This is a genomic window from Streptomyces sp. NBC_00425 (genome assembly GCF_036030735.1).
Taxonomy (GTDB): domain Bacteria; phylum Actinomycetota; class Actinomycetes; order Streptomycetales; family Streptomycetaceae; genus Streptomyces.
In genome coordinates, this window is sequence record NZ_CP107928.1 from 5,712,077 (window position 1) to 5,727,947 (window position 15,871).

Annotated in this window: 30 protein-coding genes; 29 read left to right on the forward strand and 1 reads right to left on the reverse strand. The window is 71.6% G+C overall.

Annotated elements, in window-relative coordinates:
- Positions 1 to 81: 81 nt before the first annotated feature.
- The 18 genes from OHS82_RS24825 (at position 82) to OHS82_RS24910 (ending at position 9,482) form a co-directional block, all read left to right on the forward strand.
- Complete coding sequence (locus OHS82_RS24825) at positions 82 to 471, forward strand: hypothetical protein (protein ID WP_328434499.1); 390 nt, start codon at positions 82 to 84, stop codon at positions 469 to 471.
- Positions 468 to 629, forward strand: a complete 162-nt coding sequence (locus OHS82_RS24830) for a hypothetical protein (RefSeq protein ID WP_328434500.1) — start codon at positions 468 to 470, stop codon at positions 627 to 629. Before OHS82_RS24825 ends, OHS82_RS24830 begins: the two co-directional genes overlap by 4 nt.
- Positions 626 to 760 carry a hypothetical protein gene (locus OHS82_RS24835; protein ID WP_328434501.1) on the forward strand — a complete coding sequence of 45 codons (135 nt, stop codon included), beginning with the start codon at positions 626 to 628 and terminating at the stop codon, positions 758 to 760. The genes OHS82_RS24830 and OHS82_RS24835 overlap by 4 nt, the downstream gene beginning before the upstream one ends.
- On the forward strand, positions 757 to 1,554 hold the full coding sequence (locus OHS82_RS24840; RefSeq protein ID WP_328434502.1) for a hypothetical protein: 798 nt from the start codon (positions 757 to 759) through the stop codon (positions 1,552 to 1,554). The genes OHS82_RS24835 and OHS82_RS24840 overlap by 4 nt, the downstream gene beginning before the upstream one ends.
- The gene (locus OHS82_RS24845; RefSeq protein ID WP_328434503.1) at positions 1,554 to 2,711 is read left to right on the forward strand and encodes a YqaJ viral recombinase family nuclease; all 1,158 of its coding nucleotides are present in this window, start codon (positions 1,554 to 1,556) and stop codon (positions 2,709 to 2,711) included. Before OHS82_RS24840 ends, OHS82_RS24845 begins: the two co-directional genes overlap by 1 nt.
- Positions 2,708 to 3,715 carry a recombinase RecT gene (locus OHS82_RS24850; RefSeq protein WP_328434504.1) on the forward strand — a complete coding sequence of 336 codons (1,008 nt, stop codon included), beginning with the start codon at positions 2,708 to 2,710 and terminating at the stop codon, positions 3,713 to 3,715. The genes OHS82_RS24845 and OHS82_RS24850 overlap by 4 nt, the downstream gene beginning before the upstream one ends.
- The gene (locus OHS82_RS24855) at positions 3,712 to 4,440 is read left to right on the forward strand and encodes an exonuclease domain-containing protein (protein WP_328434505.1); all 729 of its coding nucleotides are present in this window, start codon (positions 3,712 to 3,714) and stop codon (positions 4,438 to 4,440) included. The genes OHS82_RS24850 and OHS82_RS24855 overlap by 4 nt, the downstream gene beginning before the upstream one ends.
- A complete protein-coding gene (locus OHS82_RS24860) occupies positions 4,440 to 4,748 on the forward strand; it encodes a hypothetical protein (protein ID WP_328434506.1) in 309 nt (102 codons plus the stop codon). Before OHS82_RS24855 ends, OHS82_RS24860 begins: the two co-directional genes overlap by 1 nt.
- Positions 4,749 to 4,750: 2 nt before the next feature.
- On the forward strand, positions 4,751 to 5,485 hold the full coding sequence (locus OHS82_RS24865; RefSeq protein WP_328434507.1) for a hypothetical protein: 735 nt from the start codon (positions 4,751 to 4,753) through the stop codon (positions 5,483 to 5,485).
- Entirely contained in the window at positions 5,482 to 6,039 is a 558-nt protein-coding gene (locus tag OHS82_RS24870) for a RusA family crossover junction endodeoxyribonuclease (RefSeq protein WP_328434508.1), read from the forward strand. Before OHS82_RS24865 ends, OHS82_RS24870 begins: the two co-directional genes overlap by 4 nt.
- A complete protein-coding gene (locus OHS82_RS24875) occupies positions 6,036 to 6,464 on the forward strand; it encodes a hypothetical protein (RefSeq protein WP_328434509.1) in 429 nt (142 codons plus the stop codon). Before OHS82_RS24870 ends, OHS82_RS24875 begins: the two co-directional genes overlap by 4 nt.
- 50 nt (positions 6,465 to 6,514) lie before the next feature.
- Complete coding sequence (locus OHS82_RS24880) at positions 6,515 to 6,928, forward strand: hypothetical protein (protein ID WP_328434510.1); 414 nt, start codon at positions 6,515 to 6,517, stop codon at positions 6,926 to 6,928.
- On the forward strand, positions 6,925 to 7,548 hold the full coding sequence (locus OHS82_RS24885; protein WP_328434511.1) for a hypothetical protein: 624 nt from the start codon (positions 6,925 to 6,927) through the stop codon (positions 7,546 to 7,548). The genes OHS82_RS24880 and OHS82_RS24885 overlap by 4 nt, the downstream gene beginning before the upstream one ends.
- A gap of 175 nt (positions 7,549 to 7,723) precedes the next feature.
- Positions 7,724 to 8,047: a WhiB family transcriptional regulator gene (locus OHS82_RS24890; RefSeq protein ID WP_328434512.1), complete on the forward strand. Its 324-nt coding sequence runs from the start codon at positions 7,724 to 7,726 to the stop codon at positions 8,045 to 8,047.
- Complete coding sequence (locus OHS82_RS24895) at positions 8,016 to 8,252, forward strand: hypothetical protein (RefSeq protein WP_328434513.1); 237 nt, start codon at positions 8,016 to 8,018, stop codon at positions 8,250 to 8,252. Before OHS82_RS24890 ends, OHS82_RS24895 begins: the two co-directional genes overlap by 32 nt.
- Positions 8,249 to 8,467 carry a helix-turn-helix domain-containing protein gene (locus OHS82_RS24900; RefSeq protein ID WP_328434514.1) on the forward strand — a complete coding sequence of 73 codons (219 nt, stop codon included), beginning with the start codon at positions 8,249 to 8,251 and terminating at the stop codon, positions 8,465 to 8,467. Before OHS82_RS24895 ends, OHS82_RS24900 begins: the two co-directional genes overlap by 4 nt.
- Positions 8,464 to 8,793 (forward strand): hypothetical protein, encoded by a 330-nt coding sequence (locus OHS82_RS24905; RefSeq protein WP_328434515.1) that lies wholly within the window; start codon positions 8,464 to 8,466, stop codon positions 8,791 to 8,793. The genes OHS82_RS24900 and OHS82_RS24905 overlap by 4 nt, the downstream gene beginning before the upstream one ends.
- Before the next feature lie 38 nt (positions 8,794 to 8,831).
- Positions 8,832 to 9,482, forward strand: coding sequence for a hypothetical protein (locus tag OHS82_RS24910; protein WP_328434516.1), 651 nt, complete (start codon positions 8,832 to 8,834; stop codon positions 9,480 to 9,482).
- 17 nt (positions 9,483 to 9,499) lie between these two features.
- Here the strand turns inward: OHS82_RS24910 and OHS82_RS24915 are convergent, their stop codons facing one another.
- Positions 9,500 to 9,706 (reverse strand): type II toxin-antitoxin system prevent-host-death family antitoxin, encoded by a 207-nt coding sequence (locus OHS82_RS24915; protein WP_328434517.1) that lies wholly within the window; start codon positions 9,704 to 9,706, stop codon positions 9,500 to 9,502.
- A gap of 66 nt (positions 9,707 to 9,772) precedes the next feature.
- Between OHS82_RS24915 and OHS82_RS24920 the strand changes: the two genes are divergently transcribed.
- The 11 genes from OHS82_RS24920 to OHS82_RS24970 all read left to right on the forward strand — a co-directional run bounded on the left by OHS82_RS24920 (position 9,773) and on the right by OHS82_RS24970 (position 15,850).
- Positions 9,773 to 10,522, forward strand: coding sequence for a GIY-YIG nuclease family protein (locus tag OHS82_RS24920; RefSeq protein ID WP_328434518.1), 750 nt, complete (start codon positions 9,773 to 9,775; stop codon positions 10,520 to 10,522).
- 42 nt (positions 10,523 to 10,564) lie between these two features.
- The gene (locus OHS82_RS24925; RefSeq protein WP_328434519.1) at positions 10,565 to 11,605 is read left to right on the forward strand and encodes a hypothetical protein; all 1,041 of its coding nucleotides are present in this window, start codon (positions 10,565 to 10,567) and stop codon (positions 11,603 to 11,605) included.
- Positions 11,602 to 12,018, forward strand: coding sequence for a hypothetical protein (locus OHS82_RS24930; RefSeq protein WP_328434520.1), 417 nt, complete (start codon positions 11,602 to 11,604; stop codon positions 12,016 to 12,018). Before OHS82_RS24925 ends, OHS82_RS24930 begins: the two co-directional genes overlap by 4 nt.
- Positions 12,015 to 12,479: a hypothetical protein gene (locus OHS82_RS24935; RefSeq protein WP_328434521.1), complete on the forward strand. Its 465-nt coding sequence runs from the start codon at positions 12,015 to 12,017 to the stop codon at positions 12,477 to 12,479. Before OHS82_RS24930 ends, OHS82_RS24935 begins: the two co-directional genes overlap by 4 nt.
- Entirely contained in the window at positions 12,469 to 12,945 is a 477-nt protein-coding gene (locus tag OHS82_RS24940) for a hypothetical protein (RefSeq protein ID WP_328434522.1), read from the forward strand. The genes OHS82_RS24935 and OHS82_RS24940 overlap by 11 nt, the downstream gene beginning before the upstream one ends.
- 3 nt (positions 12,946 to 12,948) lie before the next feature.
- Complete coding sequence (locus OHS82_RS24945) at positions 12,949 to 13,440, forward strand: hypothetical protein (protein WP_328434523.1); 492 nt, start codon at positions 12,949 to 12,951, stop codon at positions 13,438 to 13,440.
- On the forward strand, positions 13,437 to 14,231 hold the full coding sequence (locus tag OHS82_RS24950) for a hypothetical protein (protein ID WP_328434524.1): 795 nt from the start codon (positions 13,437 to 13,439) through the stop codon (positions 14,229 to 14,231). The genes OHS82_RS24945 and OHS82_RS24950 overlap by 4 nt, the downstream gene beginning before the upstream one ends.
- A gap of 68 nt (positions 14,232 to 14,299) precedes the next feature.
- The gene (locus OHS82_RS24955; protein WP_328434525.1) at positions 14,300 to 14,899 is read left to right on the forward strand and encodes a hypothetical protein; all 600 of its coding nucleotides are present in this window, start codon (positions 14,300 to 14,302) and stop codon (positions 14,897 to 14,899) included.
- An 85-nt stretch (positions 14,900 to 14,984) separates the two neighbouring features.
- Entirely contained in the window at positions 14,985 to 15,341 is a 357-nt protein-coding gene (locus tag OHS82_RS24960; RefSeq protein ID WP_328434526.1) for a hypothetical protein, read from the forward strand.
- Positions 15,338 to 15,538 carry a hypothetical protein gene (locus OHS82_RS24965; RefSeq protein WP_328434527.1) on the forward strand — a complete coding sequence of 67 codons (201 nt, stop codon included), beginning with the start codon at positions 15,338 to 15,340 and terminating at the stop codon, positions 15,536 to 15,538. The genes OHS82_RS24960 and OHS82_RS24965 overlap by 4 nt, the downstream gene beginning before the upstream one ends.
- 51 nt (positions 15,539 to 15,589) lie before the next feature.
- Complete coding sequence (locus OHS82_RS24970) at positions 15,590 to 15,850, forward strand: hypothetical protein (RefSeq protein WP_328434528.1); 261 nt, start codon at positions 15,590 to 15,592, stop codon at positions 15,848 to 15,850.
- The last annotated feature ends 21 nt before the right edge of the window (positions 15,851 to 15,871 follow it).

Consider the following 15,871-nt stretch of genomic DNA (forward strand, 5'->3'; position numbering starts at 1 on the left):
GCGAGCGGGACCGCAGACCCTTGCCCGGTCTCAGCGGCCCCGCCCACCAGGAACCCTCAACTACGTGGATTTGAGGTCCCAATGGACAGCAACCTTACCCCTGAGCAGGCTGCCGCTGCGGCGCTCGCTCACCTCCTGGCCGAGCACCCCCAGCTCGGTTCGATCACCTGGTCGGTAGGTGAGAGGCCCGGGGTCCTGACCGGCCGCCTCGTCGCCGAGACCGGTCACGGCGAGATCATCGACGACTGCGCGGAGGTCATGGGCGGCACCGTCGCCCGCACCTCGCACTACCGCGACGACGACGGACACGGCGTCGCTCAGCTCGTCACCTCCTACCGTGACGTGCCGGTGCACGTGTGGGCCACCTACCTCCTGCCGGACTCCACCGGCCTGACGAGCACGGACCTGCGCCAGCTGCTGGCCGGCCGCCCGCTCGGCACCCTCCCGATGCTGCCCGGGGGTGCCCTGTGACCGAGGTCCTCTCTCTCATCGTCCTCGTGCTGATGGCCGCGTGCGTCGCGGTCCTGCCTTTCTCGGTGATCGCCCGCCAGGTCAAGGAGCAGCGCGCACGACAGGCCGTCATCGAGGCCGCGCGGCAGCGCATGCAGAAGGCCGGTGAGGTCGCGTGAAGCACAACCCGCGTACCTGCCCGCTCTGCGCCCCGCTGGTCCGCCCGTCGTCCTTCGGCGGCCGCCGCGCCGTGGTCGCCGTCCGCCTGCCCCGCCAGACGGAGCAGTCCCGCAAGAACGGAGGCCGATGACCATGTGCGACAACGAGCGCCGGGAGAAGGTCGACCACCAGGCCATCGCGTGGAAGTGCCAGCTGGAGCCGGGGCGGGAGTTCCCCGTCGGCGTCTACCGGATCCGGGTGGACGCCGCCCGTGCCGCGCGGGACATCCGCGCCGGGGCGAACCCGATCTACCGGCCTGTCGGCTTCTACGAAGCGTCGGCCCACCCCCACGCCCGGGGAACGGCCGTGTGGGTGCGGTACGTCGAGGCGGGTGAGCCGGTGCCGCTGCCCGTCAGCATGACGGTCCGCGTCCCCAACTACGGCACCCAGCGCGGCTACGAGGGCGTGCGGATCTCCGAGGTCACCATCTCGGCGCGCTGCGCCAGCTGCGGCGGCCCGCGCGGTGAGACGGTCCTGCACCACTTCGTTCGTGACGGGCGGCGTCTGTCGTGCGACCGGTGGACGAACCTGTGCGGCCACGAGGACATGTACGACGCGGTCCTGGCCGAGGCCCGGGTGTTCGCCGAGCAGGCGGCTAAGTCGGCACGGCGGGGGCCTCGTATCCAGAGCCCCGGCGGGGAGTTCGCTCAGGCTGTCGCGATCCTCGCGGACGCGGTGGGTGCGAACCCGTGGATGAGCGCGCAGTCCGGCATCGAGCTGCTGCTGAAGCGCGGCCAGGGCTCGGCCGCCGACGCGGTGCGCGGCTTCAACGACCGGAACCACGGGACTCCGTCGGCGCGGTCTGCGGCGCTGTTCCTTGCCGACTGCGACGCCCGGATGCTCGCCGCCAAGGCCGCCAACACGACGACGGGGGACACGAAGTGATGATGCAGATGAGTCTGCTGGAGTCGGACACCCGCTCCGTCGACTGCTCCGACATCCCGGCCGGCCCGGTCCAGTTGGCCGCGCCGACGCCCTGCCGCCGCAAGCCTGCGGCGCGGGTGACCGTGCAGGAAGGTCCCGCCGCGACGCTGCTGCTGGGCCGTCGGGCGTCCCGGAAGAAGTGGGAGGCCGTACGCCGCGAGGGCATCGGCGGCTCCGACGTCGCCGCGCTGTTCGGCCTGGCGGGCAAGTACGCCAGCCCTCGGCACGTCTTCGAGGAGAAGCACGGCCGGCCGACGTTCCGCGAGACGGAGCCCGCCGAGATCGGCCGCGAGATCGAGGCGTTCATCGCCCGCATGTTCACCAAGCGGTCCGGGCTGAAGACACGCATGCCGTCCGGGATGATCCAGAACATCGCGCGGCCGTGGATGCGGGCGAACGTCGACCGCTACGTCCTGGACGCCGAGGGCCGGATCGTCGCCCCGCTGGAGCTGAAGAACCGCTCGGAGTACCAGGCCGACGACTGGGAGGACGGCGTCCCGGACGGGCCCGCCCTTCAGGCGCACTGGTACATGGCGGTCGGCGGCTGGGACCACGCCTACGTCGCCGCGCTGGTCGGCGGGAACAAGCTGCGCTGGTTCCGCCTGGAGCGCGACGAGGAGATCATCGAAGAACTCGTCGGGCACTGCGAGGCCTGGTATCAGCGGCACATCGTCGACGGTTTCCCGCCCCCCGCTGACGGCCTGGAAGCCACGACGAGCCTCCTGGCCCGCCTGTGGCAGGTCCAGCCGGAGAAGGTCGTCACGGTCGCCGAGGAGAAGGCCAAGACGCTCCTGGACCGCGAGGAGCGGCTGACGGAGAAGGTCAAGGCGGCCGAGGAGCAGCTCCGCGCCGTCCAGAACGAGATGCGGTTGCTGGCCGGTGACGCTGAGGTCGTCATGGCCGCTGGTCGACCGGCCTGGACCTTCAAGCAGAACTCCACGTTCTCCTCGAAGCGGTTCACCGCGGACTACCCCGAACTGGCGGCGAAGTACACGCACAAGGCGGATGCCTTGGACATGGACCGGCTCAAGGCCGAGTCCCCGGAGGAGTACCGGCTGTGCCGCTCCCGTCAGCTCCGCCGCTCCACGACCAAGACGACGAAGAAGGCTGCGCGATGACCAACGATCTGAAATCCCGTTTGCGCGCCGCCCGTACCCGCGCGGCGGCTCCCGTCGAGGAGCGGCACGACCAGGCAGCCGACGTTCCGGCGCAGCTCGCCGACGTGAAGGGCACCGAGGACGTCGCGCCCGCCATGGACAAGACCGTCATGGCGTGGCTGGCCCGCTACTCGGCCGAGTTCGAGGAGGCGCTGCCCGCGCACATCGACCGGTCCTCGTTCTTCGCGGCGGTGCGGGCGATCCTGCCGAAGCTGGCCCGGTGCACGCCGGCGAGCACGCTGCAGGCGCTCCTGACGTGCGCGAAGTTCGGCTTGGTCCCGGACGAGAAGCACGCGGTCATCAAGCGCGAGGGCACCACCGCGGTGTTCGTGCCGATGGCGCAGGGCTTCGTCGACCTGATGTACCGGTCGGGCGCAGTGGCCTCGGTGCACGTCGGGGAGATCCGGGCGGGCGACGAGTACAGCTACACACCGACCGCGCCATCCCCGGACGACTTCGTGCACCGGCCCGACCTCACCAAGTCGAAGGCGGAGCGCGGCGACGTCGTCCTGTGCTACGCGTTCGCGTGGCTGCGGGGTGGGGCGCGTTCGCAGGTCATCATCCTCAGTCGCGAGGACGCCGAGGCGATCCGCGACGAGTACAGCGCCGCCTACCAGGCTGCGAAGGCCGAGGGTCGCACGGACTCGTTCTGGCACACCCACTTCCTGGACATGTGGCGCAAGAGCTGTGTGCGCCGTCTGGCGAAGGTCGTGCCGATGAGCGCCGAGCTGGTCGCGCTGGTGAAGACCGATGACGCGGGGGAGGCCGGGCAGGTGCAGGTGCTGCACGCCCCGAACCCGGAGGATGCCCGCCTCCTCGCCGAGGCGGAGGCGGCCTCTAAGGCCGCTGAGGCGTCGCAGGACATGCCCACCCACACCATCACCGGCCGGCTGCCTGTGAAGCGCAGCCAGCCCCGCCGGAAGGCCTCGAAGGCCCGGCGTAGCGGAAGGAAGCACACGGTATGAAGGCGTTCACCTGGACCCGGCGTCCCTTGATCGGCTTCGACCTCGAAACCACCGGCGTGGATGTCGAGACGGCCCGCATCGTCACCGCTGCTGTCGTGCGCTGGGGCGGCGGCATGCCGACCGAGGCCCAGAACTGGATCTCCGACCTGGACGGCGCGGAGATCCCGGCCGCCGCTGCCGACATCCACGGCTACTCGACGCAGCGTGCCCGACTGGAGGGCCGACCGGCCGGCGAGGTCGTTGCGGAGATCACCGCTGCGCTGGCCGAACTCACCAAGGGCGGCTGGCCGGTGGTGGCGATGTGCGCCCAGTTCGACCTGACGATCCTGTGGCGAGAGTGCGTCCGGTACGGGGTGCTGCCGCTGTGGGAGCGGGTGACGCCCGTCGTCCTCGACCCGCGCGTCCTGGACAAGGAAGTCGACCAGTTCCGCAAGGGGTCGCGCCGCCTGGTCGACCTGTGCCACCACTACGGCGTGAAGCTGGAAGGCGGCGCCCACAACAGTGAGGTCGACGCCAAGGCGGCGTGCGGTGTGGTCTGGAAGATCGGCCAGCGGCACCAGCGGATCGGGCAGGCCGACATCGGCCGGCTGCACGCGAATCAGGTCGACTGGGCGCAGAAGCAGGACGAGAGCTTCCGCGAGTACCAGGCCCGCACGTACGGGCAGGTCGACGACTCGCCGTTCGGGTGGCCGCTGATCCCCGCGCCGTCGGGAGCCGGGTCCTGATGGACGCCTTTGTCAGCATCGGCGTCGGAGCCTGCTACGCGGGTTCCGGCGCCCTCGCCCTGGCCGCTCTGCGGAGCGGCCGTGCCGGGGTGCCTGCGGGTGCCCCGGCCCGCCGGTTGCACGTCTCCGAGGTCGAGCAGGTTCCTGTGTCGCCGGGGACCGGCCGGCTCGAGGTCATCGACTCTTACGCGCCGTACGACACGGCCGAATACCACTACTGCCCAGCCGAGTTCAGGGTCACCGCTCATGCCGTGCAGGCGGACGGCACCCTCTCCTGCTGGCACTGCGAACCCCTGGGGGAAGCGTGAGCATGTACGACGACAGCGTGCACGAGTCGTTCGGCCCGGTGTACGTGCGGCCGGACAACCCGCCCTGTCCGGACTGCGGTTGCTGCACGACGGTGCTGTGCGCGCAGGGCCGCGCCAGTGTGCGGGAGTGCTCGGGGCACGTCGATGACGACGAGCTGATCGAGCGGGTCACGGGCTGTCCGTGCTCGGCGGAGTCGACGCGGGGCACGCTGTCGTGGCGGGCCGCGATGATCCGCGCGGTCACCTTCGCCACGGAGAAGCCGCTGCGCCGCGAGTTGGAGGGCTTGCTGACGCGGATCGCGGAAGGCGACCCGTTCGACGACTCGCGTGACCTGCTGCCGAAGCTGGCGGTGCGCCGGTACGTGTACTGGCGTCCGGGCCGGGAGCCGGTGGTGTCGGACTTCGGGTGGGCGTACATCCGGGCCCGCTGGGGTGCCGGGCGTATCGATGCGCCGGTGACGGTGCGGTCGGTCGACGTGGCCGCTCGGACGGCGCAGGCCCTCGTCTCCGCGTTCAGCGCCGACCAGCTGGTGACGGTGCCGCTGGACCAGGTGGTGAACTCTCGGACGGGGCTGACCCTCGAGGCGTTCGGCGACACGCTGTACGCCGAGGTGAACGCGGATGCGCGGACCGCCGATGACGTGGTCCTGACGAAGGTCCGCAACCCGTCTCTGCCCGCCCAGTTCAAGCCGGGCGGGTACGTGACACGGGCGGTCCTCCGGGATGACGTCCGGTGAGTGTCCTGCCGGACCGCGAGCGGGGCGAGGAGCTGCTGAAGCTCCTCGCCCCGCAGGCGATGGACTCGTGGGGCACGGTCGTCGCCGGCGAGCCGCACTCCAAGAGTCGCCCCCGGTTCAGCAAGGACGGCCACGCGTACAAGGACCCGGCCGACGAGGATGCCGAGCAGGCCACGAAGTGGAAGCTGCGCCGCTGGTGGCGGCGGGGCCCGCTCACGGGGAACGTGGCGCTGGGCTGTGTGTTCCACCGGTCGTCCATGCAATTGATCGACGTCGACAACTTGCTCAAGCACGTGTGTGACGCGGGGAACGGGATTCTGTGGGTCGACGACTCGCAGGTCACCGCGAAGTACGGGGCGATCGAGCTGGACCGCTTCATGCCGAGGACGGTCCTGGTGGTCGCGCCGCACGTGTCGACGATGCTGCGCGGCACCGACCACGTCCGCGGCTGCGAGGGCTGCGGCGAGACGTTCCAGCCGTCGCGGGCGTCGCAGAAATACCACTCCCGGGAGTGCGCGAGCGCGGCCCGTAAGTCTGGGGCGGTGCGCGCATGAGGCCGTCGTGGGAGTACCTGGCGCACGTCCTCGGCGAGGAGCACGAGACCGCATCGGATGCCGAGCTGGCGTGGCGGTTCGGTGTGACGCGGGATGTCGTCACGAGGGTCCGCGCCGACCTGCACCTGCCCGAGTTCCTGGTGCCGTCCCCGATGTCGAAGCTGTCGCCGGAAGCGATCGTGACGGTCCACTCGGTGAGCGTGCAGGGCGGCGCCGGGCACTGCAAGTGGATCGGCCTGCGGTCGAACCAACGGGTTCCGCTGATCGACTTCCGGACGTCGGCGCTGCGGGTCGCGTTCCGCATGTTCCACGGCCGGGAGCCCGAGGGCATGGTGCGGGTCACCTGCGTCATGAAGCGGTGCGTGGCCGGCGCTCACCTGGGGGACCGGCCCATGCGCGAGGCGGCGAAGGCGGCTGCCGGGTGAAGGCGTCGACGAGGCAGATCCGGGCCGCGTTCATGGCCCGGACCCGCCAAATGAGCAGCGGCCACCGGCGCTGGACGGGCGTCCTCGACTCCAGCGGAACGGCGATGCTGTACGTCGGCAAGGAGCGGATCACTGCGGCGCGGGCGGCGTTCCTCCTCGCCCACGGACGGCCGCCCGCCGGGAACGCCAAGCCTGGCTGCAGCCTGGCCGGCTGTGTGGCGCCCGCGCACATGGAAGACCGGGAGATGCGCGCGGCGCGTCGGGCGAAGCCTGCCCTCGACGTGGACGAGTGGGTCGTCGAGCTGGCCGTCGCCGGGCACCTCCGCGACCCGGGTCTGAACCCGGCGGAGAAGGCCGCCGCGGTGGCGCTGGCCCCGCGGTCGATGCCGGTGATCACGCTGGCCCGCCGGATCGGCTGCTGTACCCGCACGGTGAAGAAGCTCCGGGAGGCGATGGCCTCGTGAACGCGGAGAAGTGGGAGCGGATCGCCCGCGCGCTCAAGACGGAGAGCATGGGCAACGCGCAGATCGCGGCGAAGCTCGGCGTTGGCGCGGAGGCCGTCCGTAAGGTCCGCGCCGACCTCGGCATGTCCGCGTACCGGCATCGCTTGAAGGTGTGGACGTGGGCGGAGTTCGAGAAGTCCGCGCCGCGGCTCCAGGGCGGTCACCGGCTGTGGAAGGGCCGTCGGGGCCCGTCGGGCGTGCCGATGGCGAACCGCAGACTGACCGCGTATCAGCTGGCGTTCCGGCTGCACCACGGGCGTGATCCGGTCGGGAAGGTCACCGGCCGCTGCCGGAAGAAGGGCTGCGTCGAGGGCTCGCACCTGGTCGACAAGATCCTCCGGGACGGCATCGACGCCAGCCTCACCGAGCTGCCCGCCGAGGCGACGTACCGGGGCATGGACGTCGTCGCGATCCGCCGGTGCCTGCGCGGGGACCCGCCGTGGCCGCCGCTGAAGCTCGCCGAGGCGCGGTTCGCGTTCCGGTTCGCGAACCCGGACATGCCCGCGACGGAGCTGTCCGAACGGCTCGGGCTGTGCGCGACGACCGTCGAGCGGTACCGCAAGAAAGGGGTGCCGTCATGACGCGGCACCCCGCGCCCGCGACACGTCCGGACGGTGTCCGGACGCGATCCGGACGGCGTCCGGACGCCCACCCCGGACGCCCCCACCGATGGCCGTTGACCTGCCTGGACACCGTCCGGACGCGGTCGCGGATGCTCGTCCGGACGATGTCCGGGCCCGGGTCAGGAGGTGCCTGATGCGTAGCCGGTTTTCCGCTCCCGAATCGCTGCCGCGTCCCGCGCACTGGGACGACAACGCCGAATGCCGCCAGTCCGAGAACCCGGACTACTGGTTCGCGGAAGGCAACGACCCCGAGGCCATCGCCGAACGGCTCGAGGCCAAACGGGTCTGCCAGCGCTGCCCGGTCAGGCCCTCGTGCCTGCACGACGCCCTCGACGACGGCCGACCCGGCGTCTGGGGCGGCCTCGACCAGGACGAGCGCGCCGCACTCGTCCTCCTCCGCCCCACCCGCACGGAGGACGGAGGCCATGGCGCGGAACAGCACACCGCGACGGGATGACCCGCCCCCCACCGGCCTCCTCGACTGGAGCAACGGGCACTGGGGGCGCACCCCGCGCCCCTGCCGCTACCAGTGCGGAGGCCTCCCCACCCAACTCCGCGACAGCAAAGGCCGGCCCGCGCACAAGGTGTGCGCGGAAGCGGCCTTCGCCCAGCAGATCGCCGACTCGGTCGAGTCGTACGAGAACGAAAGGCTCCGACTTTGAGAAGCACCCGCCAGCCCCGCCTGAGGGGCGAGCAGCGCCAGGCCAAGGCTGAGGAACTGCAGGCCAAGTACTACGCCGGCTCGTCGATCCGCAGCCTCGCCGACCAGACCGGCTACTCCTACGGCACGGTCCGCAACCTGCTGCTCCTCGCCGGAACGCGGCTCCGTAAGCGCGGCGGGGGTCTGCCTCGCCCGGTCCCGGAGCTGGACCGGTGAGCGCCGACCCGCTGTCCCCGCGCGTCCTGGCCGCCGCCGCGGTGCTCGCCGTCGTCGTCGGCGTGGGGGTCGCGTACTGCGACCACCAGGACGACCCGGCGCCCCCGGCCACGGACGCATGCGCGGACGTCGCGTACGTCACCGGCGGAGGACGGCCCCGGCCGCCGGCTCCGGCTCGTCCGGCGCCGCGACAGCCCGCTCACCCGCCGAAGTCGCTCCGGAAGGCCCCGCCGCTGGCGGGGCCCTCGACGCCGACGGTCCGGCCCTCGAGGACGGGCCGCCCACACCACCGGCATGACATCGAACTCGACCTGGACGGCTGCTGATGACCGGCCCGGCCCCCCATCCGAAGGTGAGCACCCCCGTGACTCCTGTTGTGCACCACGCGGACGTGCCGGTCCCGGCGCGCATGGCCCGCCGCCCCCGCGACCGCCACGGCCGGCTCGTGCCGTGGTTCGTGGGCTACGTCGACGGACAGCCCGACCACCGACTGGTCCGGCCCGGGGGCATCCGGGACGCGGTCCGCTTCAACCTGTGCTTCCTGTGCGGAGACACTCTCGGCGCGTTCCAGACCTTCACCGTGGGCCCGATGTGCAGCATCAACCGAGTCACCGCGGAGCCGCCGGGCCATCGGGACTGCGCGGAGTACGCGGTCAAGGCGTGCCCGTTCCTGACGCACCCCCACATGCGGCGCCGCCCCGACCTCCCCGAGGACACGGTCGACCCGGACGGTGACATGGACCCGCGCAACCCTGGCGCGTGCATCACGTGGACCGTGCGGTCCTGGTCGAAGAAGCCGGGGATGCAGCTGTTCGACCTCGGCGAGCCCACTTCCGTCGGCTGGTGGAAGGAAGGCCGCCCGGCGACGTACACGGAGGCCCTCGACGCTCTCGTGGCCGGCCACGACGCCCTCGCGGAGAAGGCCAACGAGGACGAGCGTCCGCTGCAGGCCGCCGCCAGCCTCCTGGAGCAGTACGAGGTCGCCCTGCGCTACCTGCCGGGGAACTCGGGGTGAGGCGCTCCGCCCTGTCGTCAGGAGTCCGCTGCGGCGGACTCCTGCGGCGGCATGCCCCTGCTGGCCTCGATGGCTTCGGCATCGACGACCGGGACGATCGCGGCGATGCGGACGCCATGGCTGGTGACGTACGTGATCTCACCCTTCACCGCCGCGCCAAGCCGCTTGCTGAGCTTCTCGCGCAGCTCCCGGATGCCCATCTCTGTGTTTCCGATCTCCGCCATGCCGCCACCGTAACATGTGTACACAAGTCCCAAGCTTTGTGTACACAAAGTGGTAGGGTGAGTCTCATGATCAACGATCAAGCACGGCACTTTCCTGCCCGCCCTCTCGACCGAGACGCTTCGTGGGACGAGTACGACATGCCCGGAGGCGTCGATACCGGGAACCTCCTCTACCGCTTCTACGACGGCGACAGGCTCCCGCTCTACATCGGCAAGACGACGGTGACGACCGCCCGTCTCGAACAGCACCGCAGGCACGCGGAGTGGTACGGCCTGGTCGAGTACGTCGCCCTGTCGCTGTACCCGAGCCACGCGCTTCTGCTTCGGGCCGAGCGGGCTGCGATCCGCCACGAGCAGCCCCGGTTCAACAAGGTCGACCGGCGCGGTCGGGACCGCGTGAAGCTGAACCTGCACGGGCCTGCTGAGGCTGCCGCTGTCGTCCTGCTGGATCAGGCGGACCCCGAATTCCTCGCCGAACTAGTTCGACTCCTGGGACTGCCGGACAGGGCTCTCCTCGCAGCCGCTCCACCGGCTGCTGACTGGGACGCCATCGACTGGGCGGAAGCCGAGAGAGGCCGGGTCCTGTGGGCCAGGGACCTCGCGGACGACTGGTGTGCCTGGCTCGACCAGTTCGGCCACCGTCAGCCGACCTTGGACGAAGGTCGTGCGTTCCATGGCCGGTTGATCGCAGAGGCCCGCCGCGGCTCGCTTGAGCCGCGTCAGTTCAGGCTGCTCGCCCGCGTCATGGCACAGCACGGCCGCTACGACATCGACGTGGCCTTCCCGAGCTTCGTGGCGCTGTACCGACCTAGGTAGGGCCCCCGACCGCCATCCGCCCACTACCGCAGAGAGACGCCCGTGAGCACAGAGCAGCAGGACGACCGGACTTCGGGGAGCCCGGCGCACTCGTTCGGCAACACGCTGGCCTGGAACTGGTCGCGCGAGATGCCCCGCTATCTCAAGGGCCCGTTCCTGACCGCGCTGTACGCCTGCCGTGCGCTGGCGTCGGCCTCGGGCCGAATGTGCTTCAAGGACGGCAAGGCGATCCGCATTCAGGACATGGCGAAGGCCTTCGGATGCCGCGAGCAGGACGCCCGCCGCTACCTGGACGCTGCGATCCGGGCCGGCGTGATCCTGGTCGACGGGGAGCGTCGGCGGGGCATCGCGACGGTCTACGTGCTGAACGCGCTGATCCGTCACCCGGACTGGAAGGCCGCCGAGGACTACCTGAAGGCGACGGCTCGCCGTCCCAAGGAGGAGGAGACGCCCGCCAAGGGTTCGAGCCACAGTGGCACGAACTCCAGCGACGGGGGTTCGGTCCACAGTGGCACGAACCAGTTCGGTCCACAGAGGCACGAACTCGGCTCGCCGGACGCGGAAGAAGTTCGTGCCACAGAGGCACGACCGGGTTCGGACCACAGTGGCACGAATGGTTCGGTCCACAGAGGCACGAATAACCCAGGTAGTAACCATGAACTACCCCACGAGATGGCTGATGTAGTTACTCAACCTCAGCCCGTCGCGCGCGAGGTCCTCGAAAGCGATCGATCTTCGGCTGAGGACGGAGACGGCGACGAACCGCCGTTCGGCCGGTGCGAGGTTTGCCGGGTTCCGCTGACTCGGCCGGGACGTAATCGGTGCGCTGGCCACCTCGAGGGAATGCCCGGCCAGCGTCGCGCCGTGGGCCGCAGGAGGCCCGTTCAGGCCCCGCTGATGACCGTGGTCCCCCCGGTCGCGGACAGCCCCGCTGAGGCCTCGTCAGAGCCGTTCCACTGGGAGCCCGAGAACCCGTTGGACCCGGAGCGGGTGTGTGCCTGTGGCCGCACGTTCCGATCCCGCGACGGCAAGACCTGCCAGGACTGCAAGCACGCTGCGCACCAGGAGGCACGGACCGCATGACGTACCTGTCCACCGAGCTGGGGAGCGCGCTGCGCGCCCTGGGGGAGCACGGCGAGCGGCTGCTGGCCTTCGCTGCGGCCCCGGAGCAGCTCGACGAGATCGGCGAGGGCCTCGACCGGGCTCGCCGGCTGCTGACCGACGCCCGCGCTGAGCTCGGCCCGTCCGGCTGCCGACTGCACCCGACGGCGCCGGTCGACCCGGCCGCCGGGGGCGGCTGCCTGTTCTGCGCGACGAACCGGCGTCGCGGCCTGGCCGCCGCCGCGGTGGTCGAGGAAGCGCCGACGTCGGTGATCTGCCGGGCGGTCGTCGAGCAGGGCCACGAGGCCGCTGTCGCCCGCTACGGAGCCCGCGCTGTGACTCGGGCGATCTTGACCTGCCGCAACAACCCCGAGTTCCTGGAGGAGTCCGCGTGAGCGAGGACCTGTTCGCGCCTGAGGTCGTCGAGCGTGCGGTCGCCGACTTCGACCGGGCGCTGAGTGAGCCGGGCCGCGCCGCCGACGCGATGGGCGCACTGTTCCAGGCGCTTGGCGCGGCAGCCGCCCAGCAGGATCAGGAGCGCCGGGCGGCGCGGACCGCGTGGCGTAACCGGCCCGAGGCCAAGGCCGCCCGCTCCGCCGCTGCGAAGAAGGCCGCTGCGACCCGGGCGGCGAAGAAGGCCGCCGAGCGGGCCGCGCAGGCCGCCGAGGACGAGCGGGACGCGCGGGTGCCGACGGTGCACTGCCCGCACATGGACTTCGTGCCGTACGGCAGCGGCGAGACGGAATGCGTCCTGACGCCGGGGCATCTGGGCGACGACCACGAAGACCTCGACGGCCACACCTGGCCGTCGGACGACTGCAACGCCGAAGAGTGTGGAGAAGCCTGTGGGTTCTGAACTGTCCCCGATGCCGCCGCTGATGGTCGAGGAGGCCATGCGGATGGCCGTCGCGGGGGACCCGGTCGGCGGGGGGATGCTCCTCGGCCCGCTGATCGAGGCCGGGCAGCGCGAGTGCTACGCGCTGTGCGCGGCGCTCGCCGCCGCGGCGACGAGCGGCACGGGCCCGAAGCCTGAGAACGGCATGTACGTGTTCGAGGTCGCGGACACGTTCACCGGTCAGCCGGGCCAGCCCGAGGACATGCCGCCGGACCTGAGGTTCGCGGGTCAGTTCGCTGTGGCGTACGCCAACGGCGACACCGGCATGGCCCGCGCCCTGTTCGACGCCCTTGCTGCCGACGCGGACACCGAGGACGGCATGGACCGTGTCGTGGACGGCGTCCTGGCCCTGTACCAGATGGCCGTCGCCACGACCCACGCTCTGGTCGCCGCGCAGCGCAGCCACCACAACCAGGAAGAGGACTGACCCTTGACCACTCTGGAGATCCCCGCGACCAGCCTGACCGTTTCGGATGACCGCAGCCCGGTCGAGCGGGCCGTCATGGGCAGCGTGCTCGCCGGCCACGAACCGGAGATGTACCTCGGGTTCTGCTTCTACCGGCCCGACGGCGGAGCCCGCGTCTGGCACAGCTGGACCCGGGGCGGCGACGTCCTCGGCGACCAGGTTGACCAGCTCGCCCTCGCCGCAGGCATGGACTCGGCGGACTGGCTCCACATCGGTGACCGCCACTGCACCACCAGCCACCGCGGCCGCATCCGGATCGAGGCCTACCGGCTGCGGCCGGTCCTCGCCGACGTCCAGGCCGGCGAGCGCAGCCCGGAAGACCGGCGCGCAGGCATCCGCCGAATCCTCGACTGCGCCGCCGAGCAGACCGGCACGACCATCCCGGCCGGCGTGCCGCGCTGGGTGGGCTTCGGCCCGCACCTCCTGACCGTCCTCAACCCGAAGGGAATCCGATGAAGTTCGACACTGAGGCCGAGGTCCGTGACTTCCTCCGCCTGTGCCTGGAGCCCCGTCCCGGCCTGACGCGGACCCCGGCCAGGCTCGCCGAGATCATGCCCGGCCCGCTGTTCGAGGCGCTGGTGCGGTTCGCGCCGCACCTGCGCGTCCTGCACGACCAGGTCGAGGAGCAGGAGAAGGCGGCGCGCGCGGCCCGCCGGGCGTACGGCGCCGCCCTCGCGGCATGGATCGAGGACGAGCCCGCCCGCGAGGACGATGCCCTTCCGCCCACGCTGTGTGAGCAGAACCGGCTCGGCGACAAGGCGGAACCGCAGTACCACCACTACCGGCGCGACGGCGCCGGGGTGCTGCGGTGCGTGTTCTGCGGCGTGCCCGAAGGGTGGGGCGACGAGCCGGCCCGCGGATACCGCACCCCCGACGGCCGGGAGTGGATGCGGGCCGCCGAGGACGACGAGCGCGGCGCGGCCCTGTACGAGTCGCCGTTCGTCGGGACCCGGTTCACCGCCCTGGCCCTGGAAGTTCTTCACGGCTCGATCGAGGACGTCGAAACCCCGACGGCCCGCACCTTCGTGTTCAAGGAACGGTCGGTGAACCGGACCACGAAGCACATCCCGAGCCCGACGAATCACCTGCTCACCCTGTGCAGGGACGTCGCCTCCCGGCCGATGAGCGCCGAGGACGCGGCCCGGCTCGCCCTGTGCGGCGGCTGCCGGAAGGAGTTCCTCGACTCTCTGCCCCTCGACCTCGAGGCGGGCGGCTACCCGGATACCGCGTACGCCGACCTGCCGTGACCCGTACGACAACAGCCGCCCCTGAGGGACACAGGGGCGGCTGGCCCTCAGCAAACCAGGAGCCACCCTTGAGCGCCAGAACCACGCTCCACTGCGAGACCGTCCACGGCTACTCGGCGTGCGCGGCCTCCCTCATCACCGACGGCTTCGACGCCGCCGAGGCACGCCAGATCGGCGCCGCCCACGGCTGGCGGCACTCCGGAGGCAAGGACTACTGCCCCGGATGCTCCGGGAGCCGTATGCGGCCCCGGGTGATCGTCGCAGTCCCGGAGGCGAAGACCCTCGAGGGCCGCCCAGACCATCGGCTGCAGGAAGCCGAGGCTCTGCTGTCCGCCCGCCTCAACGCGGCCACCGGCGGCACTTGGCGCACCGGCCGCACCCCGGAGCCCCTGCCGCACCTGCCCGGGGTGGAGTTCGTCACCGGCGGCCACCACGGCTCGGAATGCGTCGCACGCACCGGTCAGGCCGGCAACGAGCAGGCCGCCGCCGACGCCGCGTACATCGCCACCCTCGACCCGGACGTCGGCCGCGCCATCACGGCGGTCCTGCACGAGGCGCGCGAGTCCGTCAGTCAGGAACACGGACTGGTCGAGGACTCGCTGGCGCAGGCCGCCGTCGATCTCGCCGACGCGCTGCTGCGGCGCCGGGACCCGGCGGTGATCGGGTGATCGCCACAGATGGCCGAACGCCACGACGTCCCAGCCGGGACGCCGTGCACACTACGTCGCCGCGCACGAAGGAGAGGTGGAGTAGGTGACCCGCACCAGCATGACCGTCGGAATCGTCTTCGGTCTCGGTTTCGTGTTCTGCGTCTCCGTCGGCGGAGGAGACGTCACCGCGGGCCGCTGGGGGCACGCGTTCGCCGCGTACGTCTTCGCCGGGCTGTGCGTCCTCGGCGCGGCCCGCGAGGCCGGGCGCGCGGCCCTGACTGGCGACTACACCGACGACATCGACGAGACCCCGGCGAAGGGCAAGCCACTCGGCCGGCTCCACGCCGCCCGCGAGGCCCGCCGCCTCGCCCGGGAGACGACGTGCAGTTGCCCCCGCTACTGGGAGACCGCGGGCCGGGAGCACGACACCTGGTGCCTGCACTTCCGGAGCATGGCGTGAACGGCGAGGGCCTCGTGCACGAGATGCCGCGCGCGGGCGGCACGGTCACCGGCTGCTGCCTGACCGTGCCCGCCGAGCTGCCCACCCTCGACTGCTTCACCCGCGACCCCGGACGGGTCACCTGCACCGTCCGCACCGTCGCCGAGCTGACCGTCGACCAGGACGACGGCGAATCGCCGTTCGGCTGGCGCGACTGACCACCCCAGGGCGGCCGGGCCTTCCGGCCGCCCCCCTCGGGAAGGACCCCTATGCCCAGCACCACCGCCGACCGGGCCCGCGCACACGGCGCCCACCACCGGGCCCGCCTCGCCGACCTCGTCCAGCAGCTCGGCGACGCGTTCCGGGAGTTCGCCCGGACCGTGGCCCGGACCGTGGCCCGGATCGTCACCCGGACCGTGCGCGCTACCAGGGCCCTCGCCGACCAGACCACGGTCCGGCGCGCCCCGGACCGGCCGGCGCACGTCAGCCCGTACGGGCCGCCCCCACGCGGCCGCCACCGCCGCCACTGACCAGCCCACCCAGGCACACCC

What these genes read in the sequence shown, in the direction of transcription:
- OHS82_RS24970 (WP_328434528.1), top strand. Translation starts at nt 15,590, where the DNA reads ATGCCCAGCACCACCGCCGACCGGGCCCGCGCACACGGCGCCCACCAC.
- OHS82_RS24850 (WP_328434504.1), top strand. Translation starts at nt 2,708, where the DNA reads ATGACCAACGATCTGAAATCCCGTTTGCGCGCCGCCCGTACCCGCGCG.
- OHS82_RS24840 (WP_328434502.1), top strand. Translation starts at nt 757, where the DNA reads ATGACCATGTGCGACAACGAGCGCCGGGAGAAGGTCGACCACCAGGCC.
- OHS82_RS24865 (WP_328434507.1), top strand. Translation starts at nt 4,751, where the DNA reads ATGTACGACGACAGCGTGCACGAGTCGTTCGGCCCGGTGTACGTGCGG.
- OHS82_RS24860 (WP_328434506.1), top strand. Translation starts at nt 4,440, where the DNA reads ATGGACGCCTTTGTCAGCATCGGCGTCGGAGCCTGCTACGCGGGTTCC.
- OHS82_RS24880 (WP_328434510.1), top strand. Translation starts at nt 6,515, where the DNA reads ATGAGCAGCGGCCACCGGCGCTGGACGGGCGTCCTCGACTCCAGCGGA.
- OHS82_RS24895 (WP_328434513.1), top strand. Translation starts at nt 8,016, where the DNA reads ATGGCGCGGAACAGCACACCGCGACGGGATGACCCGCCCCCCACCGGC.
- OHS82_RS24930 (WP_328434520.1), top strand. Translation starts at nt 11,602, where the DNA reads ATGACGTACCTGTCCACCGAGCTGGGGAGCGCGCTGCGCGCCCTGGGG.
- OHS82_RS24855 (WP_328434505.1), top strand. Translation starts at nt 3,712, where the DNA reads ATGAAGGCGTTCACCTGGACCCGGCGTCCCTTGATCGGCTTCGACCTC.
- OHS82_RS24950 (WP_328434524.1), top strand. Translation starts at nt 13,437, where the DNA reads ATGAAGTTCGACACTGAGGCCGAGGTCCGTGACTTCCTCCGCCTGTGC.
- OHS82_RS24920 (WP_328434518.1), top strand. Translation starts at nt 9,773, where the DNA reads ATGATCAACGATCAAGCACGGCACTTTCCTGCCCGCCCTCTCGACCGA.
- OHS82_RS24875 (WP_328434509.1), top strand. Translation starts at nt 6,036, where the DNA reads ATGAGGCCGTCGTGGGAGTACCTGGCGCACGTCCTCGGCGAGGAGCAC.
- OHS82_RS24825 (WP_328434499.1), top strand. Translation starts at nt 82, where the DNA reads ATGGACAGCAACCTTACCCCTGAGCAGGCTGCCGCTGCGGCGCTCGCT.
- OHS82_RS24845 (WP_328434503.1), top strand. Translation starts at nt 1,554, where the DNA reads ATGATGCAGATGAGTCTGCTGGAGTCGGACACCCGCTCCGTCGACTGC.
- OHS82_RS24915 (WP_328434517.1), bottom strand. Translation starts at nt 9,706, where the DNA reads ATGGCGGAGATCGGAAACACAGAGATGGGCATCCGGGAGCTGCGCGAG.
- OHS82_RS24890 (WP_328434512.1), top strand. Translation starts at nt 7,724, where the DNA reads ATGCGTAGCCGGTTTTCCGCTCCCGAATCGCTGCCGCGTCCCGCGCAC.